Origin of the sequence: Georgenia sp. H159 (assembly GCF_035607575.1) — a bacterium.
Lineage (GTDB): Bacteria > Actinomycetota > Actinomycetes > Actinomycetales > Actinomycetaceae > Oceanitalea.
In genome coordinates, this window is sequence record NZ_JAYDZY010000006.1 from 470,663 (window position 1) to 495,605 (window position 24,943).

Consider the following 24,943-nt stretch of genomic DNA (forward strand, 5'->3'; position numbering starts at 1 on the left):
GCTCACTCCCCCCGGAACCGGGGGGTGCGCTTCTCGTTGAAGGCGCGAACGCCCTCGGCCATGTCGAAGGACGTGGAGTACTCCACGTTGGCCGCGAGCTCCATGCCGAGGGCGGTCGCGGGGTTGGTGACCTCACGCGTCCTCGCCATGAGCGCCTTGATCGACCGCAGCGCCAGCGGGCTCTTGGCCGCGAGCCGGGCGGCCACCTGGCCGGTGCGCTCGGCGAGCTCGTCCCCGGGGACCACCTCGGCGAAGAGCCCGTAGGTCTGCCACTGCGCGGCGGTGAGGCGGCCACCGGTGAAGACGACGTACTTGGCGATCGCCGGCGGTACCCGGTGGTGCAGGACCGTCGCGCCACCGCCGCCGGGGATGACCCCGACGTTGGTGTGCCCGTCGCCGACCTTGGCCGACTCCGCGGCGATGGCGAAGTCGGAGGCGAGGATAAGTTCCAGTCCGCCGCCCATCGCCGTCCCGTTCACGGCGGCCACCACCGGCAGCGGCAGCTCGGTGATCCGCACGAGGACCGCCTGCAGCCGCTCGAGGAAGGGCAGGGTCGCGCCGGGCTCGGTCCCGAAGGCGCTGAGGTCCGCGCCGGCGCAGAACGCGCGCCCGGCACCGGTGAGGGTCACCACCCGGGTGCCGTCGGTCAGTGCCGCGTCGAGCACCGCGTCCAGCTCGTCGAGCATCTCCATGGTGATGGCGTTGAGGGAGTCGGGCCGGTTGAGCGTGACGGCGAGGACGTCGCCGGTGCGCTCGGCCATCAGCGTGCCGTCCGTCATGAAACCATCCTCTTGTTGCCCTTCCAGTGCTCCGCGCGCAGCTCGCGCTTGAGGACCTTGCCCACGGCGCTGCGGGGCAGTCGGTCGCGGATCTCGAAATGCTTGGGGGTCTTCACCGGGCCGAGCTCGGCCCGGCAGTAGGCACGCAGCTCCTCGATGTCGACCGTGGCGCCGGGTGAGAGCTCGAGGGCGGCGGTGACCGCCTCCCCCCACTTCTCGTCGGGAACACCGAAGACCGAACACTCCTGTACCCCGGGGAAGGACAGAATGCGGCGTTCCACCTCGGCCGAGTACACGTTGAACCCGCCGGTGATGATGATGTCGCGCTTGCGGTCGACGATGTGGACGAAGCCGTCCTCGTCGATGAACGCGATGTCACCGGTGCGGTGGTAGCGCCCGGCCTTCACGGCGGCCGTGGCCTCCGGATCGTCGTAGTAGCCCGGGGTGACCCCCTTGCAGTCGATGGCGATCTCGCCCGTCGCCCCGACGGGTCGGGGGTTGCCGTCCTCGTCCAGGATGACCAGACTCGTGCCGGGAACGGGGCGTCCGGCCGCCGTCAGCCGGGAGGCGGGGGCGATGCCGTTGGCCGGGTCACCGTCGACGAAGTGCTCCTCGGGACGCATGAAGACGTTGGGCACGCCGGTCTCGGTCTGCCCGTAGAGCTGGGCGAGCACCGGACCGAAGGCGTCGACGGCCTGCGCGAGCTTGTTCGGGGACATCGGCGCGGCGCCGTAGAGGAGGTACTGCAGCGAGGAGTAGTCGTGCGCGGTCAGGGTGGGCTGCTCGAGCATCCCGTAGATGACCGTCGGAGGCAGGAAGAGGTGGGTGACCGAGAAGCGCTCGATCAGCTCGAGCAGCTCCGCCGGGCGGGCCGCACCGACGACGACGCCGGTCCCGCCCTGGCGCAGGGCCAGCTGCATCACCTGGCCCGCAGCGTGGGTGAGCGGCGCCGAGGCTAGGAAGACCGGGTGTGGTGTCCGTTCGGTCGCCGTGAAGGGGCACATCGTCTCGAAGCTGCGCACGATGTACTCGGCGTTGTCGTTGGAGAACAGCACGCCCTTGGGCACACCCGTGGTACCGCCCGTGGCCTGGATCGCGTAGATGGTCTCGCCCGTCGCGTCGGACCGGAAGTCCGTGTCGGGCTGGTCCCCGACCCAGCGCTCGACGGCCTCGCGGTTCAGCGGCACGGTATCCATGCCGCGGCGAGAGGAGGCGGCGATGAGCCCGAGCAGCGCTTCGGTGCCCTCCTCGTAGAACAGCACGTCGCAGTCGAAGCGGGTGAGCAGGTCGACCGTCTCGGGGTAGCTCGCCCGGGCGCTGATCGGCGTCCAGATCGCGTCGGACCGCATGGTGCCGAGGATCACCTCGTACATGAGTACGTCGTTGCGGCTCAGCACGGCGATCTTCGAGTCCTTGCCGAGGCCGCGGGAACGGACGGCGTGCGCGAACCGGTGGGTGAAGCGCGCCACCTCGTTGTATGTCCGCACCTCACCGGTGCCCGGGTCCACGAGGACGGGACGGTTTGGTCCCAGCGCGAGCCCCGTGTCGAAGTTGTCGATGACCTTCATCGTCGTGCCTCTCCTTGCCGCGCCGGTCTCACGCCGTCGTGCCGCGTCGGTAGTGGGACCGTCCGAAGACCTCCCGGGTAATGATCATCTTCTGGATCTGCGGGGCGCCGTCCGCGATCTCCAGCCCCGCGAGGTCCCGCATCATCTGCATAAGGGGAAGCTCCTCGGAGTAGCCGCGGTGACCCAAGAGCACGATGGCGTCGCGGACCGCGTCGACGGAAGCCTTGGTGCCATACCACTTGACCATGGCCGCCTCCTTGGTGTGCGGCAGGCCGGCGTCCTTCAGGGCCAGGGTGTGGTAGGCCATCCAGCGCACGGACTCCAACACGGTGAGGTGCTCGGCGATGGGGAAGGTCGCCCCTTGACGGGTGGCCAGCTTCTGCCCGAACGTCTCCCTCTCGCTGACGAAGTCGATCGTCACGTCGAGCGCACGGGTGGCGGTGCCCACCCCGAGCAGCGCGAGGATGGCACGGGTGTAGTCGAAGGCCTCCATGACAAGGCCGAACCCCTGGCCGACCTGACCGACGACGTTCACCTCGGGGACGAAGACGTCGCTCAGGCCGATCTTCCCGCGGCCGGTGGGTCGGAACCCGAAGCTCGGGATCCGCTCGCGGTCCACGCCGGCGCTGTCCAGTGGGACGAGGAAGGCGGTGATGTCCTTCGGGCCGTCACCGGTGCGGGCGAACACGATCGTCGCTCCGGCCACCATGGTGAACCCCGAGGAGGTCTTGTGGCCCGTGATCGTCCACCCGCCGTCCACCTTGGTCGCGCGGGTCTGGATGCCGCGAGCGTCGGACCCGGCGACGAGCTCGGTGAGCGCGAGGCCGATCGCCGTCTTCCCTGCCAGCGCCCGCGGCAGCCAGGAGTCTCGGACCTCGGGGGAAGCGTGCTCGGCGAGCAGCGCATTGGTGCACAGGGCACCGAAGAGGGCGAACCCGGCGTTGAAGTCTGCGTGTGCGATCTCCTCCATCGCGATCCCGGAGGTTATGGCGGTCTCGCCCTGGCCGCCCAGCTCCCGGGGCACCGACAGCCCGAGCACTCCCTGGTCGGCCATGCCCTCGTAGACGTCCCAGAAGAACTCGGTGCTCAGCGCTCTCTCGTGGTAGCCATCGGCGAAGGTGTCACCGAAGGCCCGCAATCGCGCCCGGTAGTCCTCCTGCTCGGCGGTGAACAGGAACTGGGTGGCTGCTGTCTGGGTGGTCATGTACCGATACTCGCGGAGACCGGCCGAATGTGGCTTGTCCCTGGGTGCAGTGCACTACGGTGCACGCGCAGGGACGCCGAGCTCATTGCCCCATCACCGCCAGGGCACGGGCGGAGTCGGCGATCTGCTCCATCTCGACGACCTCTCCCCCACGCACCCGCCACACGTGCGCGAAGCGCGCGTCGAACGCCCGGCCGGTCACCCGGTGGGTCCCGCGGTAGGTACCGAGGACCACGACGGTGTCACCCTGGGCCACGGGCTCGGAGGGGATAGCGGCGAACTTCTCCCAGTCGCGCGATATCTGGCCAAAGACGTTGGCCAGAACCTCCTCCCGGCCCACGGACGTGCCGGGGTACGGCCAGCCGGCCGCCTCGGTCCACCGCACGTCCGCGGCGAAGTTCCGCATGGCGGCCTCGACGTCACCGCGGGACATCGCCTCGTAGTGCGCCATGACGACTTCAACTGGTTCCATCACTGCTCCTGTCGGGATCACGAGGCCGCGGCGCGGCGCGCTTCGCGCTGCGCCTCGAAGCGGGCCCGGTACTCGCGGGGACTGGTGGCGTAGGCCGCCTTGAACACCTTGCTGAAGTGGCTCGGGTCGGTGAACCCCCAGGTCTGGGCCACGCGCAGGATCGACTGGTCCTGCAGCGCGGGGTCCTGGAGGTCCAGACGGCACCGCTCCAGCCGACGCTGGCGGATGTAGCCCGACACGGTCTGTCCCTCCTGGTGGAACAGGTACTGCAGGTACCGCAGCGACACGTAGTGCTCACGAGCGACCTTGGCGGCGCTGAGCTCGGGGTCGTCCAAGTGGCTGTCGATGTACTGCTGGACGGCGTCCAGGATGCGCTTCCACGGCTCCTCGGGAGCGTGGTGCTCCACGAGCTCCTCCGACAGCATGGCGGTGAGCAGGTCGAGGGCGCTACGCACGATCCTGGAGCCGTTCGCCCCGGTGAGCTGGTCGAGGTTTTCCGCGACATGCTGCATGAAGGGAGAGATGACTCTGCCGATGCCACTGTCCCCCGACAGGCGGACCGCCGTGAGGTTGTGCACGAGGCCGGCCGAGACCCCGAGCGTCTGGTGCGGGAAGACCATCACCAGGGTGCGCATGTCGTCGCTGTACTCCAGCGTGTACGGTCGGCACGTGTCGTAGATGGCGACGTCACCCGCGTGGAGGACCGCCTCGCGTCCGTCCTGCGCGACGACGCCAGTGCCCCGCAGTTGGAGGGTGACCTTGAGGTGGCGTGGGTCACTGGGGAGGACGTCTGTCTCCCGCCGCTCCACCCGGTGGGCACCGGCCCGGATATCGGAGATGTGCGTGCCCTCGATCGCGAGGGAGCGCAGCTCGCCATTGAAGACGGCGGGATCCGGCGTACTGAGGTTGAGGCGGACGAACCGGCTGCCGATCAGGTCGACCCACTCACCGAAGGTGTTCGCGGCGCACTGTTCGAGCGTGGGCGCCGAGGGGGCCAGCGTTACGGTCACCGTCAAGGCCACAGCCTCCTTACCGTTGGATGAATGGCCCCGCCCGCCACTGCCCCCAGGTGACGGGCGACTGCCCCAGACCCGCCGTCATTGACGATGTCCTATACGATCATATGTGCTCCGCGTCACCTGTCAAGCCGTCTCCGGACCTACCGCGGGAAGCGAGCCGAGCGCTGTGTCCAGGCAGAGGTCGCGGAAGGCCTGAGCCCGGCGGGTCATGCGTGCCCCCGCGGCTCGCGCCAGCATGATGGTCTGCGGCGGCACCGGATCGGCGACGAGGACGGATTTCAGCGCCGGGCCCCAGCGGTGCGGGTCTCCCCCCTCGCGCTCGGCGAGAACGGTGTAGCCCAGGCCACGGTGCACCAGCGCCCGGATGTGCTCGAAGCTCCGCGAGCGGAACCGTACTGCCGGCTCCACCCCGGCGGCGGCGAAGGTCTCCCGGACGAACAGCTGGCTCGGGTGTGCCTCGAGCAGGACGAACGGCTCTCCGGCGAGCTGCCGCAGGGACACCGACGCGGCGTCGGCGAGCCGGTGTCCGGACGGCAGGAGGACGTGCGCGCGCGGGGCGTACAGCACCTCCCCGACGATTCCGTCGGGCGTGTCGTGGTCATAAAGGACGGCGAGCTCCAGCCGCCCCTCGAGCAGCGCCGCGTGGAGCTCGGGCTGCCCCTCCTCGAGGAAGTCGACGTCCACCTCGGGATGCAGGTCGGCGAACCCGGCCAGCAGCCGGGGCATGACCTGCGGGGCGATGGTCGCGAAACAGCCCACCACGAGGCTGCCGGACAACGACTGCTGCAGGCCGGAGGCCTTGCGCTCGAGCTCCTCGGCCGCGGTGAGCAGGTGGCGGGCGTCGGCGAGGATCTCGCGTCCGGCGCCGGTGAGCTCCACGCCCTTGCCCCTGCGCCGGATCAGGACCTGGACCTGCAGCGTCCGCTCGAGGTCGGTGAGGGCGGCGGAGATCGCCGACTGCGACATGTAGTGCCGTTCGGCAGCCGCCGCGGTCGTCCCCGTCTCGGCGACCGCGATGAAGTAGGCCAGCTGGCGCAGGGTCACGCCGGTGCGCACATCGCTCCTTAGGACTAATTCCGGTAGGACTGCTTAACTTTACGCGTTTTACACAACTGCATGTCACGGGCATAGTCGAGCTCGGAGGCGCGGCACGTCGCCGCGCACCCGCGCATGACAGAGCGGGGAGGACCGCTCCTCCCTCGATCCCCTGGAGGGCACACGTGGACATCTCGAGGACGGTCGCCGTCATCACCGGGGCAGCCTCGGGCCTGGGCGAGGCGACCGCCCGTCATCTGCTCGGCCTCGGCGCGCGCGGCATCGTGGCCCTCGACGTCGATGCCGAGCGTGGCGCGGCCCTCGCCGACGAGCTCGGTGACCGCTACCTCTACAGCAACGTCGACGTCAGCGACGAGCACGCCGTCGATGTGGCAGTCGCCCAGGGAGCACATGCCTTCAACGGCATCACCGCGGTCGTCGCAGCCGCCGGCATCGCCGCTCCGGGCAAGCTGCTCGGCCAGCGCGGGCCGTTGCCCATGGAGCGGTTCGACGCGGTGATGAAGGTTAACGTCTACGGGACCGTCCACGTCATGCGCGCGGCGGCCGCGCAGATGGTGGCCGGGGAGCCCGGCCCCGACGGCGAGCGTGGCGTGCTCATCGCGGTGGCCTCCGGGGCGGCCTTCGAGGGGCAGGTCGGGCAGGTGGCCTACAGCGCCTCCAAGGGGGCGCTGGTGGCAATGACCCTGCCGCTGGCACGGGAGCTCGCCGAGCACGGCATCCGCGTCATGACGATCGCTCCCGGCGCGTTCGACACCCCCATCTACGAGACGATCCCGCCGGCGGTCAAGGAGGAGATGGTCGACGTGACGCTGTTCCCGAAGCGGCTCGGCGCGGGCGTCGAGTTCGCCATGTTCGTCGAGGAGCTCCTCCGCAATCGCCTGCACAACGGACGCACGTACCGGTTCGACGGCGGCGTGTACCTCCCCGTCGCGCCCGGACGGAGCTGAGATGAGCACGGACGGAACCACGCCGCTGAGGGAGGGGACGGTGCGCCAGGGGCCCGCCGGGCCGGTCCTCCTGGCCTCCCGCGAGGAGGCGACCGGCGCCGTCGCGTTCCCCCCGACCGGGCGGGCCGGCTGGACGGAGGTCGAGCTGGGCCGAACCGGTGAGCTGTTCACGTATACGCGGGTGGCGATGGCCGCCGCTAACTTCGCTCCGGGCTACACGGTGGGCTACGTCCGCTTCACCGACCCGGACGGTACGCCGGTGCTCGTCTTCGGTCAGCTGCGCGGCTCCGACACCTACCGGGTCGGCCAGCCGATGACCGTCGACGTGCAGGACCTGTGGGAGCGGGAGGACGGCACGCCCGTGCGCGGGCACGTGTTCGTCCCGGCGGAGGGAGAGCGCGCATGAGGGACGTCGTCGTCCTCGGTGTGGGGCAGAGCCAGTTCGGCAAGCTCCGGGAGTCGACCGTGGAGCAGCTGGGCGGCGAGGCAGCGACCGCGGCGCTCGCCGATGCCGGGATCCGCGGCTCGGACCTGCAGATGGCCTACACCTCGCGGCTGTACTCGGAGATGATCACCGGCCAAGTCGTGCTCAAGGGCATCGGGGTGACCGCGATCGAGATGGTGAACGTGGAGAACGCCTGCGCCGGCGGCTCCACGGCGGTGCACGAGCTGTACAAGAGCATCGCCGGCGGGTTCTGCGACGTCGGGCTCGCCCTCGGCGTGGAGTCGATGACCACGAGCCCGGTGGCCGGGAAGCTGATCCCGCCGGCCGAGTCGGACCTCGACGGGCAGCTGGGCATGACGATGCCCGTCGTCTTCGCCCTCCAGGCGCGCCGCCTCATGGAAACCCACGGGGCCACGGAGGAGGACTTCGCCCGCGTCTCGGTCAAGGCGCACGACGCCGGGGCGCTCAACCCGCGCGCGCAGTACCGCGCGCGGTTGACCGTGGAGGAGGTCCTCGCCTCGCGGGTCATCGCCGACCCGATCCGGCTCCTGGAGTGCTGTCCGAACACCGACGGAGCGGCCGCGGTCGTCCTGTGCTCGGCGCAGTACGCGGAGCGGATCGCGAGCTCGACACCGCGGGTGCGGATCGCCGCGTCCGTGCTGCGCTCGGGCGACTACTTCTACAAGCGGCGTGACCTCACCTCCTTCACCCTGGGAGCCACCACGGCCGCACTGGCGTACGAGTCCGCGGGCGTCGACCCACTGGACGTGGACGTCGTCGAGCTGCACGACGCCTTCGCCTCCGAGGAGATCGTCCACTACGAGGATCTCCAGCTGTGCCCGGTCGGTGACGGGGTGGGTCTGTTGCGCTCGGGAGCCACCAGCCTCGGTGGCCGCGTGCCGGTCAACCCCAGCGGGGGGTTGCTGTCCCTGGGGCACCCCCTCTCGGCATCGGGGGTGCGCGTGGTCGCCGACGTCACCGCGCAGCTGCGTGGCACGGCCGGCGACGTGCAGGTGCCCGGGGCGCGGGTCGGTGTGGCGCAGATGCTCGGTGGCGCCTCGGCCGGGATCGAGACGGGGGCGTGCGCGGTCCAGGTCCTCACGGTCTGACCGGCACTCAGGGCGCCGGGTCCTCGATGCGCGGGAACCTCACCTGCGGGGCGTAGGCGATCATCGCCCGGGCCCGGTCGGTCAACCGCGTGCCCTGGGCCCAGACAATGAGGACCTGGACAGGAGGCACGGCCGGGACGATGGGCCGGGCCACAACGGGCAGCCCCTCGAAGGACAGGTCACCGGCGGGACGCTGGACCAGGATCGCGTACCCGAAGCCACGTGCCACGAGCGAGCGGGTCAGCTCGTAGTCGGTGGTGCGGTGCGCGACGTGCGGAGTTACGCGATCACGGTCGAACAGGGTCATGGTGTGCCGGCTGCTCGGCGGCGCGTCCAGCAGGATCATCGGGTCGGCGGCAAGGTCGGCCAACGCCACCTCCGGGGCGTCGGCCAGCCGGTGACCGGCGGGCAGCAGCACGTAGGCGGCCGTCTCGAACAGTACGCGCATGTGCAGGCCCTCGGGCAGGTCCATGTCGTAGACGACGGCGAGGTCGAGCTCGCCGTCGAGCAGGCGGAGCGGGATCTCGTCCTGGGTGCCCGTGACGAAGGACAGGTCGACCTGAGGATGCTCGGCTGCGAACCCCTCCATCAGCGGCGGCACCACCGTGGCCGCCACCGTGACGTAGCAGCCGATGACGAGCGGCCCGCGCAGCACCTGTCCCCCGCTGGCCACGCTCAGCTCGAGCTCCTCCGCCTCCTGCAGCAGCCCCTGTGCGCGCGAGTACAGGTAGGTGCCCGCCGGCGTGAGCGACACCCCGTGGGCCTTGCGGCGAACCATGAGCTGGGTCCGCAGCACCTTCTCCAGCTGGGTCATCGCGGCCGACACGGCCGTGGGTGAGACGTGCAGGCGCGTCGCCGCCGCGGACACCGACCCGGTGTCGGCCACGGCGACGAAGTACGCGAGCTGCCGCAGTGTGTAGCGGGGCGGAGCCATATGAACCGATCTAGTGGTGTCTGTGCGGAAACTTGAACTTTACTAGGTGAAGTGCGGGGCCTCACACTGGAACCAACGACCGACCGCCGGCCGGCGACATGAAGGAGTCGAGGATGACCACCGAAGCCACCGCTGACGCCCGCCCGATCCCCACCGCGGACTGGGTCACCATCGCGGACCTGTACGCCAACCCCTACCCCATCTACCAGCGGATGCGCGCCGATGCCCCGGTGCACTGGGTGCCCGCGGTGGGCCGGTACATGGTGGTCGGCTACCACGCCTGCCACGAGATCGAGCAGGACCAGGAGCGCTTCTCCGCCGACGAGACCGGCTCGCTGATGAAGCGCTCGATGGGCCACAGCATGCTCCGCAAGGACGACCCCGAGCACGAGGTGGAGCGCAAGTCCTACGGCGGCGTGCTGCGCCCCCGGGCGATCAAGCAGCACTGGACCGAGGTCTTCCAGCGCAACGCCCGCACCTACCTCGACCGGCTGAAGGACGCCGGGTCGGGTGCGGACCTCATCGCCGAGTTCGCCGCGCCCTACGCCGCCGAGAACCTGCGCCTCATCATGGGCTTCCGGGACGCCACCCAGGAGGACATGCAGCGGTGGTCCCAGACCATGATCGACGGGACCGGCAACTACGCCGACGACCCCGACGTGTGGGCGAAGGCCCTTACCTCCTCCCAGGAGGTGGACGAGGCCATCGACCAGCTCCTGCCGTACTACCGCGACAACCCCGATGGCAGCCTGCTCTCCCAGCTCGCCGACATGCCCATCTCCCTCGAGGCGGTCCGCGCCAACATGAAGATGACCATCGGCGGCGGGCTCAACGAGCCGCGTGACGCCCTGGGCACCATGGTGTGGGCGCTGCTGTCCAATCCCGACCAGCTGCAGCAGGTGCTGCAGGACGGCCGCTGGGCGGACGCCTTCGAGGAGTCGGTGCGCTGGGTCGCCCCCATCGGGATGTACCCGCGCGAAGCCACCCGCGACACCGTCCTGGACGGTGTCATGGTGCCGAAGGGTGCCCGTCTGGGGGTCGTCATCGGCGCTGCCAACCGGGACCCCGCCGTGTTCGAGGACCCCGAGACCTACAACATCAATCGGCCCAAGCAGCCGCACCTCGCCTTCGGTGGCGGTAACCACTTCTGCGCCGGCACATGGGTGGCCCGCGCGTCGGTGATGCAGGTTGCCGCCCCGATGCTGTTCGACGAGCTGCCGAACCTGCGACTGGACCCGTACAACTCCGCCAAGGACGCCGGATGGGTGTTCCGCGGCATGCTCAGCCTGCCGGTGCACTGGGGCTGAGCACCTGTCCTCCGCGCGGACGTACCACTGACACCTCCCTCCCTCACCCCCTCTAGGAGCGCCACCATGCCCACAGTCACCTACCACCACCCGGACGCCGACCCCGACGTCGTCGAGGCAGAGGACGGCACCAGCGTCATGCGCACCGCCGTCGGACACGGCGTCCCCGGCATCGTCGGTGAGTGTGGCGGCCAGGCCATGTGCGCCACGTGCCACGTGTACGTGCGTGAGGAGTACCTCGACGGACTGCCGGAGATCAGCGACGACGAGGACGAGATGCTCGACTGCACGACGGCGCCGCGCGACGACGAGCGCAGCCGCCTGAGCTGCCAGCTCAAGTGCGGTACGCACTTCGACCGGCTCGAGGTCGACGTTCCGCCCAGCCAGGTCTGAGCCGCGGCGCCATGGACGACGTCGTCATCGTCGGCGGTGGGCAGGCCGGCGTGCAGGTAGCCGACTCCCTCCGCGCCGGCGGGTTCACCGGCGCGGTGACCATCGTCGCCGACGAGAGCGTGGCGCCCTACCAGCGGCCGCCGCTGTCTAAGGACTACATGCTTCCCGACGGGCAGCCGACCCCGCTGCCGCTCCGCGGGGACCGCTTCTACTCCGAGAGCGGCGTGACCCTGCGCTCGGGGGTGGCCGCCACCGGGATAGACCGTCGCAGCCGGACCGTGCACCTGGCCGACGGCAGCGAGCTCGGGTACGGCGCCCTTGTCCTGGCCACCGGTGCGCGGAACCGTGGGCTCTCGGTCCCGGGCATCGAGCTCGGTGGGATCCACGGGCTACGCACCCTGACCGACGCGGAAACCCTCCGGGAGGAGCTGGGCCGCGTCCGGAGGGTGGTGGTCGTGGGCGCGGGCTTCATCGGTCTGGAGTTCGCAGCCGCCGCCCGCGCTCACGACCTGCAGGTCACGGTGCTGGAGGGGGCGCCGCGGCCGATGGGGCGGGTGCTCTCCTCCGCAATGTCGGAGTACTTCGTGCACGCCCACGCCGCACTGGGCACTGACCTGCGGTTGTCCGAGGGCATCGAGCACTTCGAGGGGGACGACGGTAGGGTGACCGCCGCGTGGAGCACGACCGGTGCTCGCTACCCCGCCGACCTCGTGCTCATCGGGATCGGGGTGGTGCCGAACGTCGAGCTCGCCGTCGACGCCGGCCTCGAGGTCGACAACGGCATCGTGGTCGACGACCGACTGCGCACGCAGGACCCGGCGATCTATGCCATCGGGGACTGCGCCGCCTTCCCCAGCGTCGACGCCGACGCCCGGGTGCGGCTGGAGGCGGTGCAGAACGCGACCGACCAGGGGCGCCACGTCGCCAAGGTCCTTGTCGGGCACGACTCGCCGTACACCGACCCGCCGTGGTTCTGGTCCAACCAGGGCCCCTACCGCCTCCAGATCGCCGGCCTGACCGCTCCGGACGTCCTCACGGTGACGCGTGGGGACCAGGCCACCGGCAAGTTCTCCGTCTTCTCCTTCCACGCGGACCGGTTGGTGGCGGTCGAGTCCGTCAACCAGCCGGCCGACCACATGGCCGCCCGACGGGTGCTCCAGAAGCGGCTCCCGGTGACCGTCGGCCAGGTGCAGGACCCGGAGTTCGACCTCAAGGCGTACTCCAAGCAAGAGACGCCCGCGGGCTGACGCGTCCCCGGGAGGGCTCGGCCGCGCCGTGCGCGACCGAGCCCTCCCGCGGGCGGGGCACCTGCTAAGCGCCCCCGGCGCCTCGGCGACGAACCGCCACCGCGGCTGCTGCACCCGCCACGACGAGAGCGAGGGAGAGCGTCCGAGCATCAGCCCGTCGGCCCCCGTCGACGGCAACGAACCCCGCCACCCGGCCCTCCGGTGTCCGCGGTCGGCGGCTACGTGGGCGCGGGCGGCTGCACGTCCGTCAGGCTCGGCGTGGGTGTCGGCGGCGGCGTAGGCGTCGGCTCGGGAGCCGGCGGCACGAGCAAAGTGATGCTCTCGACATTGGCGTCGACGTCCTCGGCGGACAGGTGGTCGGTCGTGCACTCGAAGTCGACGTAGAGCTCGAGCTGGTCGGCGTAGCGCGGGGACACCGTCCCGTCACGCCCGATGAAACCGCTCTGCTCCGGAGGGGCGACGCTGCACATCTCGGCACGGTCGCCGTCTAGCACGACGAGAGCAGGAACCCTCCGTCGTCGTCGAGGTGACCATCGCGAGGACGCCGCCCGCCAGCAGCATGCCGAGCGGCACGCCGATCTGCGGGAACCGGCCGAACAGGCCGCGCTTCTTGGCGGGGCGTGCTCGACGGCCATGAGTGCCGCCCCGCCACACTCGCCTCCGGCGGAGAAGCCCTAGAGCCGCGGAGGAGGACGAGCAGGATCGGCGCCCACATCCCGATGCTGTCGTACGTGGGCAGGAGGCCGATGAGGACCGTCGCCCCGCCCATGAGGACGAACATGAGCTTGCCAGCCGGCCACCGTAGTGCCCGGCGACCATCGCCGCGAGCGGCCGGAAGAATGAGCTCACGCCCACCATGGCGGAGGAGATGAGCCGGGCGGGGGAGTCCCTATCGGTTGGTCAAGCGGCTTGGGCGGGTCTGGTCTCGTAGAGAGTGCCGTTGCGGAGCATGGCGTGCAGGACGTCGATGCGGCGGCGGGCTAGGCAGATGAGGGCGGCGTTGTGCTTCTTGCCGGCGGCTCGTTTGCGGTCGTAGTAGGCGCGGGAGGCGGGGTCTGACAACGAGGCGAACGCTGCCAGGAAGAACGCGCGTTTGAGTTGCTTGTTGCCCCCGCGGGCGGGGTGCTCGCCGCGGATCGAGGTGCCCGAACGGCGGGTGACGGGGGCCAGGCCGGCGTAGGCGGCCAAGTGTCCGCTGGTGGGGAAGGACGACCCGTCGCCGACCTCGAGCAGGATGCGGGCTCCGGTCCTGACGCCGATGCCGGGCATCGAGGTCAGGACCGTGGAAAGAGGGTGCGCATCGAGCATCTCCTCGATCTGGCCTGCGGCTTGTTCCCGTTGTTGGAGGAGCTCGCGCAAGGTCGCCGTTAGCCTGGGCAGGACGAGCTCTGCGGCCCGAGTGCCGGGGACCGTGACGGTCTGCTCGTCCAAGGCCGTGGTGAGGGAGTCGATGAGTGCCTCGTAGGACCGCGGAGCGCGGGTCTTCGTCGCTGCCAGCAACTGCCGGCGACTGGCCCCGGCCAGGCCTTGGGGGCCACCGAAGCGCACCAACAGCTCCAGGACGGCCGGGTGCTGAATCTTGGGTCCCAGCACCCGCTCCAACGCCGGGTGGATCTGGGTCAGCAGTCCGCGGATCCGGTTGCTGACACGGGTGACCTCCCCGGCCAGGTCATCGTCGTAGCCCACGATGACTTCCAGGTCGGCCAGTGCCTCATCCCCGGCGTCAACGCGGCGCAGCGCATGGGGCATCGACCGGGCAGCCTCGGCGATGACGTAGGCGTCGCGGGCGTCGGTCTTGGCGTTGCCCGGATGCAGGTCCGCGATCCGCCGCATCGCCAGTCCGGGTAGATAGGCGACGTCGATGCCGACGTCACGGGCCACGGTGACAGCCAGCGCTCCGATCGAGGCGGGCTGGTCGACCACCACCAGCACCGGGCCTCGCGTCGCCAGACCGGTCAGCACTCGGCGGATCTGAGTCTCGGACTGAGGCAGCACCTTGTCATGCAGTCGTGCACCGCCCGGATCCAGGGCGCAGGCGTGATGCTCTTCTTTGCCCACGTCCAAGCCGACGAATACCGCGTAATCGCTGGGGACCATCTTCCTGTTCTCCTCTGCGAGCCCAGTCCCTGACTGGCCGCAGTCTGGCGCAGGAAGCCGACACCCACGTTACGAAGAGACCTGCCCCCGACCCCACCGGGCGAGAGGCGGCCCTGTCCCTATCAGCGGTCACCCCACGCCACCAGCCCCGGCGACAACACCCCCCGGATCATGCAAACGACAGGGGCAGACAGTCATACCGGACCTGGCGACCAGAGCCCCGACCCATCGGAGCTAGGAAGAAGGTAACGGGGCGAGGTCGCTCATCGAGCTCGTGAAGGGCTCGAAGAACAGCGGCGCGAGCACGAGGGCTGCCGCGCTGACATAGATGAGAAGTCGTACCACTCGATGGTGGGCCGGCGAGGGTGGCGACGGCGACGCGTCAGTCTTCCCGTTGCATGGGGTTGAGCACTCGTTGCTCTGCTGCTATGACGGCTCCGATGCTGTGCGGGACGGGTCAGACCTGGTTGCCGAGCTTGAAGCCGCGGTCCGTGTCGCCCTTGCGGGTGTAGGAGAAGCCGTCGGCGCCGATGGTCACGTCCATCTCCTTGGGCTGCTCGCGCTGGATGAGGGGGACGGCGTTGCCGTCGAGGTCGAGGACCGTCGAGGCCTCGGTGTACCAGCTGGGCACGACGGGGTTGCCCCACCAGTCGCGCCGCTGGTTGTCGTGCACGTCCCAGGTGACGACGGGGTTGTCAGGGTCGCCGGTGTAGTAGTCCTGGGTGTAGATCTCCACGCGGTGCCCGTCCGGGTCGCGCAGGTAGAGGTAGAAGGCGTTGGACACGCCGTGCCGCCCGGGGCCGCGCTCGATGGAGTCCGACCGGCGCAGCGCACCGAGCTTGTCGCAGATGTAGAGGATGTTGTGCTTCTCGTGGGTGGAGAAGGCCACGTGGTGCATCCGCGGCCCGTCCCCGCCGGTGAGGGCGGTGTCGTGGACGGTGTGCTTGCGCGCGAACCAGCCCGCGTAGACGACGCCGTTCTCGTCCTGGATGTCCTCGGTGCGCTTGAAGCCGAGGTTCTCGAGGTACTCCGCGCCGGTGACGACGTCGGGGTAGACCTGGTTGAAGTGGTCCAGGCGGACGAGGGCACCGGGTCCGTAGAGCTCGTAGTTCCAGGCGAGCCGCTTGACGTGGTCGACCTCGTAGAAGAACTCGTAGGGGAAGCCGAGCGGGTCCTGCACGCGTACGGCGTTGCGGACGCCCCGGACGAAGCCCTCCGCGGAGCGGCGCACGTCGCAGCCGAGGGCGCGGTAGTAGGCCTCGGCGCGGTCGACGTCCTCGGGGCTGCGGACCCGGAACCCGAACGCCGCGACGGCCGCCTCGGGCCCCTTGCGCAGGACGAGGTTGTGGTGGATGAACTCCTCGAAGGAGCGCAGGTAGATGGCGTCGTCGTCCTCGTGGGTGACGACGAGGCCGAGGATGTCGACGTAGAACTCGCGCGAGGCGGCGAGGTCGGTGACGACGAGCTCCATGTAGGCGCAGCGCAGGATGTCGGGGGCGGGCAGGTCGGTCGCGATCGCGGGCATGTCGGTCATGGCTGTCTTCCTTGTCAGCGGGTCAGGCTTGCAGGTTCTTGGCGGCGAAGAACGGGTCGTCGTCGTTGTAGCCCTCGGCCCCGAAGCGGGCGGTGTGGACGTCGCCGAGGGTGATGTGGACGGCCTTCTGCTCGGTGTAGAAGCTCAGCGAGCGGTAGCCGCCCTCGTTTCCCAGCCCCGAGGCCTTGATGCCACCGAAGGGCGAGCGCAGGTCGCGGACGTTGTGGGAGTTGATCCACACCATCCCGGCCTGCACGCGGTCGGCGACCGTGTGGGCGCGCCTGAGGTCGTTGGTCCAGATGTAGGCGGCCAGGCCGTACTTGACGTCGTTGGCCAGCTCGACGGCGTGCTCCTCGTCGTCGAAGGGCGTGATGGCGACGACGGGACCGAAGATCTCCTCCTGGAAGATCTTGGCCGACGGCGGGACATCGACGAACACGGTGGGGCTGAGGTAGTTGCCCTCGGGCAGCCCCTCGGGGCGCTCCCCTCCGGCGACGAGCCGGGCCTCGGCCTTACCGGCCTCGACGTAGCCGAGGACCCGCTCGTAGTGCTCGGGGTGGACCAGGGCACCGACCTCGGTGGCCGGGTCCGACGGCGGGCCGACCTTGATGTTCCTGGCCCGCTCGGCGTAGGCGGCGACGAAGTCGTCGTAGACGGACCGCTCGACGAGGATCCGGGAGGAGGCGGTGCACCGCTCCCCGTTGAGGGAGAAGACCCCGAAGAGCGTGGAGTCGAGCGCGGCCTCGAGGTCGGCGTCGGCGAAGACGATGGCCGGGGACTTGCCGCCGAGCTCCATCGACAGGCCCTTGAGCGTCGGGGAGGCGTTGCCGAAGATCAGCTGACCGGTGGTGGTCTCGCCGGTGAAGGAGATGAGGTTGACGTCCTCGTGCTTGACGAGGGCGTCACCGGCCTCCTCGCCGATCCCGTTGACCATGTTGAACACGCCCGCCGGGAGCCCGGCCTCCTCGAAGATCGAGGCCCACAGGGACGCGGACAGCGGGGTGAACTCGGCGGGCTTGAGCACGACGGTGCAGCCCGAGGCGAGCGCCGGGGCGAGCTTCCAGGACTCGAGCATGAACGGGGTGTTCCACGGGGTGATGAGGCCCGCGACGCCGACCGGTGAGGAGTTGACGTAGTTCATCTGCATGCCCGGCACCTTGTAGGCGTCGTCGGAGCCGGCGACGATGAGGTCGGCGAAGAAGCGGAAGTTCTCCGCCGCGCGCCGCGCCTGGCCCTGCGCCTGGGTGATCGGCAGCCCGGTGTCGAAGGACTCCATCGCCGCCAGCGCCTTGTCCTGCGCCTCGACGGCGTCGGCGATCTTGTTGAGCACCCGGGCCCGCTCGCGGTTCTTCATCCGCGGCCAGGGCCCGTTCTCGAAGGCCTCCCGCGCCGCCGCGACCGCGGCGTCGATGTCGGCCTGCTGGCCGGCAGCGGCCTGGACGTAGACGGTGTTGGTCGTCGGCTCGAGGACGTCGAAGGTCTGTCCGCCGACCGAGTCGACGAACGAGCCGTTGATGTAGTGACGGATCCGCTCCGGGACGCCGGCGGGAACGGTGAGCGAGGGCTGGGTCTGGGTCATCTCAGACTCCTTCCGTGACGGGGGTGGGCGTGGGCTCGGTCGCGGCCTGCGCCGGCTCGAGGAGGAATGCGTTGAAGAACGCGGCGAGCCCGGCGGTGTCGTCGAGCGGTAGCACGTGCGCCACGTACTGGTCGGGACGGACGACGACGACGGCGCCGCCCCGGTCGATCTCGCGGACGTCGAAGATGTCGTTGCCCTCGAGGGTCCCGAACACCTTGTTGTAGTCGGTGAGCCCGAACGGGCCGACGGTGGGCTTGAACACCCGCGGGACGGCGTTGATGTCGATCTGCTGGTGGCCCTGCTGGTAGACGACCTTGACGTCGAACAGGGCGTCGTCGTCGCCGTCGGCGGGCGTGTAGCGCACGACCGGTGAGTCCGGTGCGCTGCCCAGCCACTGCGCCCAGCGCGCGAGGGCGGAGTCCTGCCCGGCCGCGGCGCCGTCGGCGAAGGCGTAGATCCGCCAGCGGCCGTCGGCCGTGGCGAGGTGGCCGAGGTGCAGCGGGTTGGTGTCGCACACCCGCGCGGCCATCGCGGACTTGAAGCGCTTGCCGACCGGGAACCCGGCGGCGAGCGACTGGCGGTCGTCCGCACCCGTGATGAGCGAGCGGGTGTACTGCGTCATGAAGCCGGCGGGGAACTCGAACGTCTTGACGTAGAAGTCCTCGAGCTCCGCGGGGTTCTCGAACTCCTCGGCGGGCCTGGCCATGAGGGTGGACCACTCGCGGTCGAAGTCGATGAGGTTCTGCGCGACGACCTGCCGCTCGGCGGAGTAGGTCTCCAGGAGCGTCTCGGGGCTGCGTCCGGTGAGCACGTAGCCGAGCTTCCAGCCGATGTTGAAGCCGTCCTGGAAGGAGACGTTCATGCCCTGGCCGGCCTTGGCGCTGTGCGTGTGGCAGGCGTCGCCGGCGATGAACACCCGGGGCATCTGCTCGCCCTCGCGCTCGGCAGGCACGTCGTCGAACTTGTCGGTGACGCGGTGCCCGACCTCGTAGACGCTCCACCAGGCGACGTGCTTCACCTCGAGGGTGTAGGGGTGGAGGATCGCGTTGGCCTTGGCGACGATCTCCTCCAGGGGGGTCTGGCGGACGGTCGCCGCGCGCTCGTCGGTGACCTCACCGAGGTCGACGTACATCCGGAACAGGTGCCCGCCCTCGCGGGGGATGTGCAGGATGCTGCCGGCCCGGGACTGGATCGCGCACTTGAGGCGGATGTCGGGGAAGTCGGTCGTGGCGAGCACGTCCATGACGCCCCAGGCGTGGTTGGCCTGCTGACCGACGTGCTGGCGGCCGATGGCCCTGCGCACGACGCTGTGGGCACCGTCGCCGCCGACGACGTACTTCACCCGGACCGTGCGCTCCTCACCCTCGCGGGGCCCTGCGGTGTACCTCAGCGTGACGTGGACCGGGTGGTCCCCCTCGCCGGTGTTCTCCAGCCCGAGGACCTCGATGCCGTAGTCGGGCGCCATCCGGGAGGGCGAGTTCGCCATGAACTCGTTGAAGTAGTCGATGATCCGCGACTGGTTGACGATGAGGTGCGGGAACTCGCTGATGCCCTTCGGGTCGTCGGCGGGCCGGGCGGTGCGCACGATGCGGTCGTGGTCCTCCGGGTCGGGCTTCCAGAACGCCATCTCGGTGATCCGGTACGCCTCGTCGGTGAGGCGGCCGGCGAAGCCGAAGGCCTGGAAGGTCTCGACGCTGCGCGCCTGGATGCCGTCGGCGTGCCCGATCTTCAGCCGGTGCGGACGGCGGTCGATGAGACGGGTGTGGATGTGCGGGAACTGCGACAGCTGCGCCGCGGTGATGGTGCCGGCCGGGCCGGTGCCGGCGACGAGGACGTCGAACTCGTCCGGCAGGTCCGCGGGACGGTCGAGGCCGATGCCCGCCGCCGGCTGGATCCGGGGGTCGTGCGAGACGTAGCCGTGATGGTGGAACTGCATTCCTACTCCTCCGTCGTTGCGAGGCGCTGCTGGTCACCCTGCGGGCCGGCACGGTGCACGTCATCATGCGTCGACGCGACGGGCGGCACCGGGGTCGGGACCCCAGGTGTGATCCACATCCCACGACCCTAGCAGGAGCATATACGATTTCAAATAGGTGATCGCATACTCGTCTTTGGTTGCCGGGAGTTGCCACCCGACTCCGCCCCTACGCGGGACGGAAGTGGTCCCAGCCGAGCGCGGTCCCGTGCTCCGCGTCCTGCGGGCTGGTGGTCACGCGGGGCCCCCCCGCCCCGGCCGCGACGACGGCCCCGATGCGGCGGAACGGTCGCGGCAGCGGCCGGTCGGGGGGGAACGTCGCGAGCAGGCCGTGGTCCTCTCCCCCGGTCAGCACCCATACCGCCGGGTCGACGCCCAGCCGGCGGGCGAGCGGCCCGAGCGCGTCGAGCGTGTCCGGAAGGCAGTCGGTGAGCGGGTCGAGGACGAGGTCGACACCGGAGGCGCGCGCCATCCTCCCGGCGTCGCGCAGCAGGCCGTCACTGACGTCCATCATCGCGGTGGCACCGGCGGCGGCAGCGGCAGGACCGGCGTCGTAGGGAGGGGTGGGCCGCAGGAAGGAGCCGACGACGGCGGCCGCTGCGGCGTCGTCGTCGGGACCGGTCGCGGCCGCCTCGCCGGCCCGGGCTGCCGCACCGGGCCCGCGCGTACCCTGCTCTCCCGCCACCAGGACGGCGTGGCCGGCGGCGGACCGGCCGACGGCGCCCGCGTGGGCGACGACGTCCCCGACCCGAGCCCCCGAGCGCAGCACGGGGGCGCGACCCTCGAGGTCGCCGTGGACGGTGACCGCGACGACGAGCTGCTCGCCCGCGCTGAGGTCGCCGCCGTCGACGCCGACACCGAGCGGGGAGCACACGTCGGCGAGGCCGCGCGCGAGGTCGAGCACCCAGGGGACGGGCGTCGTCGGGGGCATGACCAGGCCGACGACCATGCTCGTCGGGACGGCGCCCATCGCCACGACGTCGGCGAGGTTCTGCGCGGCCGCCCGGGCGCCGACGTCACGGGCGGTGCCCCACCCGGACCGGAAGTGGTGGCCCTCGACGAGGACGTCGGTGGAGACGACGAACCGGCCGTCGGGTGCCGCGATGACCGCGGCGTCGTCACCGGTCGGGACCAGCGTGGCCCGGCCCCGCGGGAGCAGGGGGACGAAGCGGGCGATGAGCTCGCCCTCGGTGAGGTCGGCGACGACGGCGGCAGCGTCGTCGGGGCCGGTGCTGGTCACCCGGCCACGCTACCGGGGCGGCCGGCGCAGGACGCCGCGGGGTCGGCGCGTGGTCCGGGCCGCCGGCCACGGCGGGCTACCGTGAACGTCGTGACGCCACGCAACACCCCCTCCCCCCGCCGAGCACTGGATCCCGTGCACCCGCCCCGACGGGCACGGCGCGGACTGGGGGTGGTGGCCGGGGTCGCGGTGCTCGCCGGGTGCGGGTCCGCTGCCGTCAACGTCCCGCCCGGGCCGTACGCGGCCGACCCGGTGTGCGCGGAGGTCCTCCAGCAGCTGCCCGGTGAGGTCGCCGACGGCGAGCGGCGGTCGATCGCAAGCCAGTCCACCGCCGCCTGGGGCGAGCCCCCCGTCGCGCTGCGCTGCGGCGTCGAGGTCCCCGGCCCGAGCACCGAGCGGTGCATCACGGTGGAGTCCGGCGACACCTCCGTCGACTGGCTCGCCCTGGAGGGCGACGACGAGATGGTCCCCGAGCACGCCCGCCGCGAGCGCGGGGCGTGGACCTTCATCACCTACGGGCGGGTGCCCGCGATCGAGGTGGTGGTCCCCGCCGAACGGGGCGGGGACCAGCCCACGGCGCCGCTCGTCGAGATCGCCACGGCGGTCGAGCACACCACCGTCGAGCGCCAGTGCGTGGGCGTCGAGGACGTGTACTGACGGCTACCGCAGGCCGACCGGGCGCTCGAGCGCGAGCTGGACGAGCTCGTCGACCAGCTCGGGGTAGCTCAGGCCGCTGCGCTCCCACATGAGCGGGTACATCGAGTACGGCGTGAAGCCCGGCATGGTGTTGACCTCGTTGATCGTCACCCCGCCGGAGGCGCTGACGAAGAAGTCCACCCGGGCCAGCCCCTCGCAGCCGAGCGCCTCGAACGCCTGCGCCGCGAGCTCCCGCACGCGCTGGGAGGCGGCCTCGGGCAGGTCGGCCGGGCAGCTGAGCCGCACGCCCTCCGCGTCGATGTACTTGGACTCGAAGTCGTAGAAGCCGTGGCCGGAGACGGCGATCTCGCCGGGCAGCGCCGTGCGCGGAGGCGCGTCCCCACGGCCCTGCAGCACCGCGCACTCGATCTCCCGGCCCTCGAGCGCGGCCTCGACGACGACCTTGGGGTCGTGGCGCTGCGCCTCACGGACGGCGGCCTCGAGCGCCTCGCGATCCTCGACCCGGCTGATCCCCAGGGACGACCCTCCTCGGGCAGGCTTGACGAACACCGGGTAGCCCAGGCTCTCCACGGCGTCGACCGCTGCCGCGGGGTCGACGCGCCACTGCCGGGGCGTGATGACGGTGTAGGGCCCGATGGGCAGGCCGTGCCCGGCCAGCACGACCTTCATGTAGTGCTTGTCCATGCCGGCCGCCGAGGCGAGCACGCCGGAGCCGACGTAGGGCAGCTGGGCCATCTCGAGCAGCCCCTGGAGGGTGCCGTCCTCACCGAAGGGGCCGTGCAGCACCGGGAAGACGACGTCGACCTCCCCCAGGCTCTGCGGTACCCGGCCGGACTCGGTGACGGTGAGCTCGCGGCTCGCGTCGGCCATCGGGAGCACGACGTCACCGGGGGCCGCCGTCACCTCGGGCAGCTCGGCGCCGTGGAGGGCCAGTGCGTCGGGGTCGTCCGGGACGACCACCCACTGCCCGGACCGGGTGATGCCGATGGGCAGGACGTCGTACCGGTCGCGGTCGAGCGCGCGCAGCACGCCCGCGGCGGTGGCGCAGCTGATCGGGTGCTCGCCGCTGCGCCCCCCGAACACGAGGGCCACCCGGGTGCGGCGCGGCGGGGCGCCGGCAGGGGTGGCAGCGGCGGCGGGCTGGGTCGAGTCGCTCATCGCCAGCGAGACTACCGGCGCGGTCCGTCACGGCACCCGCGACGCGCCCTCCCGACCGTGGGGTCGGGCGGCGTGCGCCTGCGCAGGGTGGGCACAGCTGAACCGTGCGCCCGTTGTGGAGCCGTGCGCCCAGCAGAACGGGCGCACGGTTGCATGAACGGGCGCACGGTCCGGTGGGACGGCCCACGGTCACGCGGACCGACCGCCTCCCGGCGGGCGGACCGGGGGCCCGGCCATGGATCACCACGGCACATCCAGCGGGGCCGGGCTTACCCTGTGCGCGTGACCGACCGAGACCTCAGCCCCGCCACGTACGCCGTCGTCGCCGGACGACCCGACCGCACCGAGGGGGCACCGGTCAACCCGCCGGTCGTGCTCTCCTCCACGTACATCGGCCGCGGGGCGGCACAGCCCGGCGTCCCCGTCTACACGCGCCTGGGCACCGAGACCTGGGAGCCCCTCGAGGAGGCCCTCGCGGGGCTCGAGCACGCCGACCAGCCCGGCCTCGTGTTCGGCTCGGGCATGGCCGCGGTCAGCGCCGCCCTCGACCTCGCCCGGCCCGGGACCCGCGTCGTCGTGCCGCAGCACGCCTACCACGCGGCCCTGGTGGCGGCGCGACGGCTCCGCGAGCGCAGCGGCATCGAGGTGGTCGAGGTCGACATCGCCGACACCGACGCCGTGCGCGCGGCCATCGCCGGCGGGCCCACGTCGCTGGTGTGGGCCGAGACGCCGACCAACCCGATGCTCGAGATCGCCGACATCCGCGAGATCAGCGCCGCGGCGCACGAGCTCGGCGCGCTCGTCGTCGTCGACAACACCTTCGCCACGCCGCTGGCGCAGCGTCCGCTGAAGCTGGGGGCCGACGTCGTCGTCCACTCGGTGAGCAAGTACCTGTCCGGGCACTCCGACCTCATCCTCGGCGCGGTCCTCACCGACTCGCGGGAGGTCTACGACGCCGCCCGCGAGCGCCGCGACATCGGCGGCGCGATCGCCGGCCCCTGGGAGACGTGGCTCGCCCTGCGTGGGCTGCGGACGCTGGCGTTGCGCGTCGAGCGCTCCCAGGCCAACGCCGCCGAGCTCGCGCGGCGGCTCGCCGAGCACGCCGACGTCGTCGCGGTCAGCCACCCCTCGCTGCCGAGCCACCCCCAGCACGAGCGTGCCACCGCGCAGATGGACGGGTACGGCTCGATCATCACCCTGCGCCCCGCGGGTGGGGCGGCCGGTGCCGACGCGCTGGCCGCCGCCGTCGAGCTGTGGGTACCCGCGACCAGCCTGGGCGGGGTCGAGTCGAGCCTGGAGCGTCGTCGCCGGTTCGCCTCCGAGGCCCCGACCGTGCCGGAGGACCTCCTCCGGCTGTCCGTCGGCATCGAGGACGTCGAGGACCTGTGGCGCGACCTGCGCGTCGGGCTGGCAGCGGCCACGCTCGTCTAGCATCGGGACTGACACCGCTCGGCAGAGGAAGGCACACATGACCGCACGACACAGGGCAGCCACCCGGCTGCTCACCGCAGCAACCGCGGCAACGCTCACTCTCGGCCTGGCCGCCTGCGGCGACGACGAGCCGCCCACGTCCGGCAACGGTACGAACCCGCCGCCCGTCGTCGAGACGACCGAGCCGGGCACCGCGACGCCGACGGACGACGCGACCACCGCCGGTCCGACCGAGACGCCGACGTCCTCCGGCCCCACCGACGAGGAGACCGACCCGGCCGCGCTGCCGGCCTTCGCGCCCGCGGGCACGCCGCAGTCGGTCGAGCCGAGTGGCGACATGCTGCTGCCGGTCGACATGCGGGTGGGCGACCACGAGGGCTACGACCGCGTCGTCCTCGAGCTCACCGGCGACGGCGTTCCCGGCTGGCAGACCGAGTACGTCACCGAGGCCGTCGAGGACGGCCGCGGCGAGACCATCGACGTCGACGGTGACGCCATCCTCAGCGTCTACGTCTCGGGCACCCGCTACCCCGACGAGGGCGAGGACCACTACGCCCCGCAGGGGCCGGTCGAGGGTTCGGACGTCGTCGAGGAGGTCCACTACGTGGGGACCTTCGAGGGGCTGACCCAGCTCTTCATCGGCGTGGACGGCGGCGAGGCGGACTACCGCGTCTTCACCCTCGCCGACCCGGCGCGGCTCGTCATCGACATCGCCGACCCCGAGGACGGCTGACGCCTCTCCCGGCTACCGGCCCCCGCTCGGCACGCACCGGCGAGCGGGGGCCTCGTCGT

23 protein-coding genes and 1 pseudogene are annotated in these 24,943 nt (G+C 71.1%); 9 read left to right on the top strand and 15 right to left on the bottom strand.

The window, feature by feature from the left end:
- Positions 1 to 2: 2 nt before the first annotated feature.
- From VR894_RS10375 to VR894_RS10400, 6 genes are all read right to left on the bottom strand, one after another.
- A complete protein-coding gene (locus tag VR894_RS10375) occupies positions 3 to 779 on the bottom strand; it encodes an enoyl-CoA hydratase/isomerase family protein (protein WP_324651313.1) in 777 nt (258 codons plus the stop codon).
- Positions 776 to 2,347, bottom strand: coding sequence for a class I adenylate-forming enzyme family protein (locus VR894_RS10380; RefSeq protein WP_324651315.1), 1,572 nt, complete (start codon positions 2,345 to 2,347; stop codon positions 776 to 778). The genes VR894_RS10375 and VR894_RS10380 overlap by 4 nt, the downstream gene beginning before the upstream one ends.
- 28 nt (positions 2,348 to 2,375) lie before the next feature.
- Positions 2,376 to 3,551: an acyl-CoA dehydrogenase family protein gene (locus tag VR894_RS10385; RefSeq protein ID WP_324651316.1), complete on the bottom strand. Its 1,176-nt coding sequence runs from the start codon at positions 3,549 to 3,551 to the stop codon at positions 2,376 to 2,378.
- A gap of 82 nt (positions 3,552 to 3,633) precedes the next feature.
- Entirely contained in the window at positions 3,634 to 4,023 is a 390-nt protein-coding gene (locus tag VR894_RS10390; RefSeq protein WP_324651317.1) for a nuclear transport factor 2 family protein, read from the bottom strand.
- Positions 4,024 to 4,040: 17 nt separating this feature from the next.
- Positions 4,041 to 5,033 carry a helix-turn-helix domain-containing protein gene (locus VR894_RS10395; RefSeq protein ID WP_324651416.1) on the bottom strand — a complete coding sequence of 331 codons (993 nt, stop codon included), beginning with the start codon at positions 5,031 to 5,033 and terminating at the stop codon, positions 4,041 to 4,043.
- A 132-nt stretch (positions 5,034 to 5,165) separates the two neighbouring features.
- Positions 5,166 to 6,098, bottom strand: coding sequence for a LysR substrate-binding domain-containing protein (locus VR894_RS10400; protein ID WP_324651318.1), 933 nt, complete (start codon positions 6,096 to 6,098; stop codon positions 5,166 to 5,168).
- A 164-nt stretch (positions 6,099 to 6,262) separates the two neighbouring features.
- On the opposite strand from VR894_RS10400, the gene VR894_RS10405 reads away from it, so the two are divergent.
- The 3 genes from VR894_RS10405 to VR894_RS10415 are packed head-to-tail and all read left to right on the top strand — an operon-like array spanning position 6,263 to position 8,599.
- Positions 6,263 to 7,045, top strand: coding sequence for an SDR family NAD(P)-dependent oxidoreductase (locus tag VR894_RS10405; RefSeq protein WP_324651319.1), 783 nt, complete (start codon positions 6,263 to 6,265; stop codon positions 7,043 to 7,045).
- Between the two features lies 1 nt (position 7,046).
- Positions 7,047 to 7,451 carry a Zn-ribbon domain-containing OB-fold protein gene (locus VR894_RS10410; RefSeq protein WP_324651320.1) on the top strand — a complete coding sequence of 135 codons (405 nt, stop codon included), beginning with the start codon at positions 7,047 to 7,049 and terminating at the stop codon, positions 7,449 to 7,451.
- A complete protein-coding gene (locus VR894_RS10415) occupies positions 7,448 to 8,599 on the top strand; it encodes a thiolase family protein (RefSeq protein WP_324651322.1) in 1,152 nt (383 codons plus the stop codon). Before VR894_RS10410 ends, VR894_RS10415 begins: the two co-directional genes overlap by 4 nt.
- 7 nt (positions 8,600 to 8,606) lie before the next feature.
- On the opposite strand, the gene VR894_RS10420 is transcribed toward VR894_RS10415, so the two are convergent.
- On the bottom strand, positions 8,607 to 9,533 hold the full coding sequence (locus tag VR894_RS10420; protein ID WP_324651323.1) for a LysR family transcriptional regulator: 927 nt from the start codon (positions 9,531 to 9,533) through the stop codon (positions 8,607 to 8,609).
- A 113-nt stretch (positions 9,534 to 9,646) separates the two neighbouring features.
- Between VR894_RS10420 and VR894_RS10425 the strand changes: the two genes are divergently transcribed.
- From VR894_RS10425 to VR894_RS10435, 3 genes are all read left to right on the top strand, one after another.
- Positions 9,647 to 10,840 carry a cytochrome P450 gene (locus tag VR894_RS10425; protein ID WP_324651325.1) on the top strand — a complete coding sequence of 398 codons (1,194 nt, stop codon included), beginning with the start codon at positions 9,647 to 9,649 and terminating at the stop codon, positions 10,838 to 10,840.
- Positions 10,841 to 10,906: 66 nt separating this feature from the next.
- Complete coding sequence (locus VR894_RS10430; RefSeq protein WP_324651326.1) at positions 10,907 to 11,233, top strand: 2Fe-2S iron-sulfur cluster-binding protein; 327 nt, start codon at positions 10,907 to 10,909, stop codon at positions 11,231 to 11,233.
- 11 nt (positions 11,234 to 11,244) lie between these two features.
- Positions 11,245 to 12,480 (top strand): NAD(P)/FAD-dependent oxidoreductase, encoded by a 1,236-nt coding sequence (locus tag VR894_RS10435; protein ID WP_324651327.1) that lies wholly within the window; start codon positions 11,245 to 11,247, stop codon positions 12,478 to 12,480.
- Between the two features lie 218 nt (positions 12,481 to 12,698).
- On the opposite strand, the gene VR894_RS10440 is transcribed toward VR894_RS10435, so the two are convergent.
- From VR894_RS10440 to VR894_RS10470, 7 genes and pseudogenes are all read right to left on the bottom strand, one after another.
- The gene (locus tag VR894_RS10440) at positions 12,699 to 12,950 is read right to left on the bottom strand and encodes a hypothetical protein (RefSeq protein WP_324651328.1); all 252 of its coding nucleotides are present in this window, start codon (positions 12,948 to 12,950) and stop codon (positions 12,699 to 12,701) included.
- Positions 12,951 to 13,002: 52 nt separating this feature from the next.
- Positions 13,003 to 13,359 (bottom strand): annotated as a pseudogene (locus VR894_RS10445) (MFS transporter); the annotation flags it as partial.
- A gap of 21 nt (positions 13,360 to 13,380) precedes the next feature.
- Positions 13,381 to 14,577, bottom strand: coding sequence for an IS110 family transposase (locus VR894_RS10450; RefSeq protein ID WP_324651329.1), 1,197 nt, complete (start codon positions 14,575 to 14,577; stop codon positions 13,381 to 13,383).
- A 457-nt stretch (positions 14,578 to 15,034) separates the two neighbouring features.
- A complete protein-coding gene (gene hpaD / locus VR894_RS10455) occupies positions 15,035 to 16,111 on the bottom strand; it encodes a 3,4-dihydroxyphenylacetate 2,3-dioxygenase (RefSeq protein WP_324651330.1) in 1,077 nt (358 codons plus the stop codon).
- Between the two features lie 22 nt (positions 16,112 to 16,133).
- On the bottom strand, positions 16,134 to 17,690 hold the full coding sequence (hpaE, locus tag VR894_RS10460; protein ID WP_324651331.1) for a 5-carboxymethyl-2-hydroxymuconate semialdehyde dehydrogenase: 1,557 nt from the start codon (positions 17,688 to 17,690) through the stop codon (positions 16,134 to 16,136).
- A gap of 1 nt (position 17,691) precedes the next feature.
- Positions 17,692 to 19,626, bottom strand: a complete 1,935-nt coding sequence (locus tag VR894_RS10465; RefSeq protein ID WP_324651333.1) for an FAD-binding monooxygenase — start codon at positions 19,624 to 19,626, stop codon at positions 17,692 to 17,694.
- 208 nt (positions 19,627 to 19,834) lie between these two features.
- Positions 19,835 to 20,905 (bottom strand): thiamine-phosphate kinase, encoded by a 1,071-nt coding sequence (locus tag VR894_RS10470; protein ID WP_324651335.1) that lies wholly within the window; start codon positions 20,903 to 20,905, stop codon positions 19,835 to 19,837.
- Positions 20,906 to 20,995: 90 nt separating this feature from the next.
- Between VR894_RS10470 and VR894_RS10475 the strand changes: the two genes are divergently transcribed.
- Positions 20,996 to 21,562 carry a DUF3515 domain-containing protein gene (locus tag VR894_RS10475; RefSeq protein ID WP_324651336.1) on the top strand — a complete coding sequence of 189 codons (567 nt, stop codon included), beginning with the start codon at positions 20,996 to 20,998 and terminating at the stop codon, positions 21,560 to 21,562.
- A gap of 3 nt (positions 21,563 to 21,565) precedes the next feature.
- Here VR894_RS10475 and VR894_RS10480 read toward each other — a convergent pair whose 3' ends face one another.
- Positions 21,566 to 22,720, bottom strand: a complete 1,155-nt coding sequence (locus VR894_RS10480) for a D-alanine--D-alanine ligase family protein (RefSeq protein WP_324651337.1) — start codon at positions 22,718 to 22,720, stop codon at positions 21,566 to 21,568.
- Positions 22,721 to 23,002: 282 nt separating this feature from the next.
- Here VR894_RS10480 and VR894_RS10485 point away from each other — a divergent pair, with 282 nt between their 5' ends.
- Positions 23,003 to 24,151 carry a PLP-dependent aspartate aminotransferase family protein gene (locus VR894_RS10485; protein WP_324651339.1) on the top strand — a complete coding sequence of 383 codons (1,149 nt, stop codon included), beginning with the start codon at positions 23,003 to 23,005 and terminating at the stop codon, positions 24,149 to 24,151.
- Positions 24,152 to 24,188: 37 nt separating this feature from the next.
- The gene (locus VR894_RS10490) at positions 24,189 to 24,884 is read left to right on the top strand and encodes a hypothetical protein (protein WP_324651341.1); all 696 of its coding nucleotides are present in this window, start codon (positions 24,189 to 24,191) and stop codon (positions 24,882 to 24,884) included.
- The last annotated feature ends 59 nt before the right edge of the window (positions 24,885 to 24,943 follow it).

Excerpts from the sequence above, each read along its gene's own strand:
- VR894_RS10375 (WP_324651313.1), bottom strand. The coding sequence starts at position 779 with ATGACGGACGGCACGCTGATGGCCGAGCGCACCGGCGACGTCCTCGCC.
- VR894_RS10380 (WP_324651315.1), bottom strand. The coding sequence starts at position 2,347 with ATGAAGGTCATCGACAACTTCGACACGGGGCTCGCGCTGGGACCAAAC.
- VR894_RS10385 (WP_324651316.1), bottom strand. The coding sequence starts at position 3,551 with ATGACCACCCAGACAGCAGCCACCCAGTTCCTGTTCACCGCCGAGCAG.
- VR894_RS10390 (WP_324651317.1), bottom strand. The coding sequence starts at position 4,023 with ATGGAACCAGTTGAAGTCGTCATGGCGCACTACGAGGCGATGTCCCGC.
- VR894_RS10410 (WP_324651320.1), top strand. The coding sequence starts at position 7,047 with ATGAGCACGGACGGAACCACGCCGCTGAGGGAGGGGACGGTGCGCCAG.
- VR894_RS10415 (WP_324651322.1), top strand. The coding sequence starts at position 7,448 with ATGAGGGACGTCGTCGTCCTCGGTGTGGGGCAGAGCCAGTTCGGCAAG.
- VR894_RS10420 (WP_324651323.1), bottom strand. The coding sequence starts at position 9,533 with ATGGCTCCGCCCCGCTACACACTGCGGCAGCTCGCGTACTTCGTCGCC.
- VR894_RS10425 (WP_324651325.1), top strand. The coding sequence starts at position 9,647 with ATGACCACCGAAGCCACCGCTGACGCCCGCCCGATCCCCACCGCGGAC.
- VR894_RS10430 (WP_324651326.1), top strand. The coding sequence starts at position 10,907 with ATGCCCACAGTCACCTACCACCACCCGGACGCCGACCCCGACGTCGTC.
- VR894_RS10435 (WP_324651327.1), top strand. The coding sequence starts at position 11,245 with ATGGACGACGTCGTCATCGTCGGCGGTGGGCAGGCCGGCGTGCAGGTA.
- VR894_RS10440 (WP_324651328.1), bottom strand. The coding sequence starts at position 12,950 with ATGTGCAGCGTCGCCCCTCCGGAGCAGAGCGGTTTCATCGGGCGTGAC.
- VR894_RS10450 (WP_324651329.1), bottom strand. The coding sequence starts at position 14,577 with ATGGTCCCCAGCGATTACGCGGTATTCGTCGGCTTGGACGTGGGCAAA.
- hpaD (WP_324651330.1), bottom strand. The coding sequence starts at position 16,111 with ATGACCGACATGCCCGCGATCGCGACCGACCTGCCCGCCCCCGACATC.
- hpaE (WP_324651331.1), bottom strand. The coding sequence starts at position 17,690 with ATGACCCAGACCCAGCCCTCGCTCACCGTTCCCGCCGGCGTCCCGGAG.
- VR894_RS10465 (WP_324651333.1), bottom strand. The coding sequence starts at position 19,626 with ATGCAGTTCCACCATCACGGCTACGTCTCGCACGACCCCCGGATCCAG.
- VR894_RS10480 (WP_324651337.1), bottom strand. The coding sequence starts at position 22,720 with ATGAGCGACTCGACCCAGCCCGCCGCCGCTGCCACCCCTGCCGGCGCC.
- VR894_RS10490 (WP_324651341.1), top strand. The coding sequence starts at position 24,189 with ATGACCGCACGACACAGGGCAGCCACCCGGCTGCTCACCGCAGCAACC.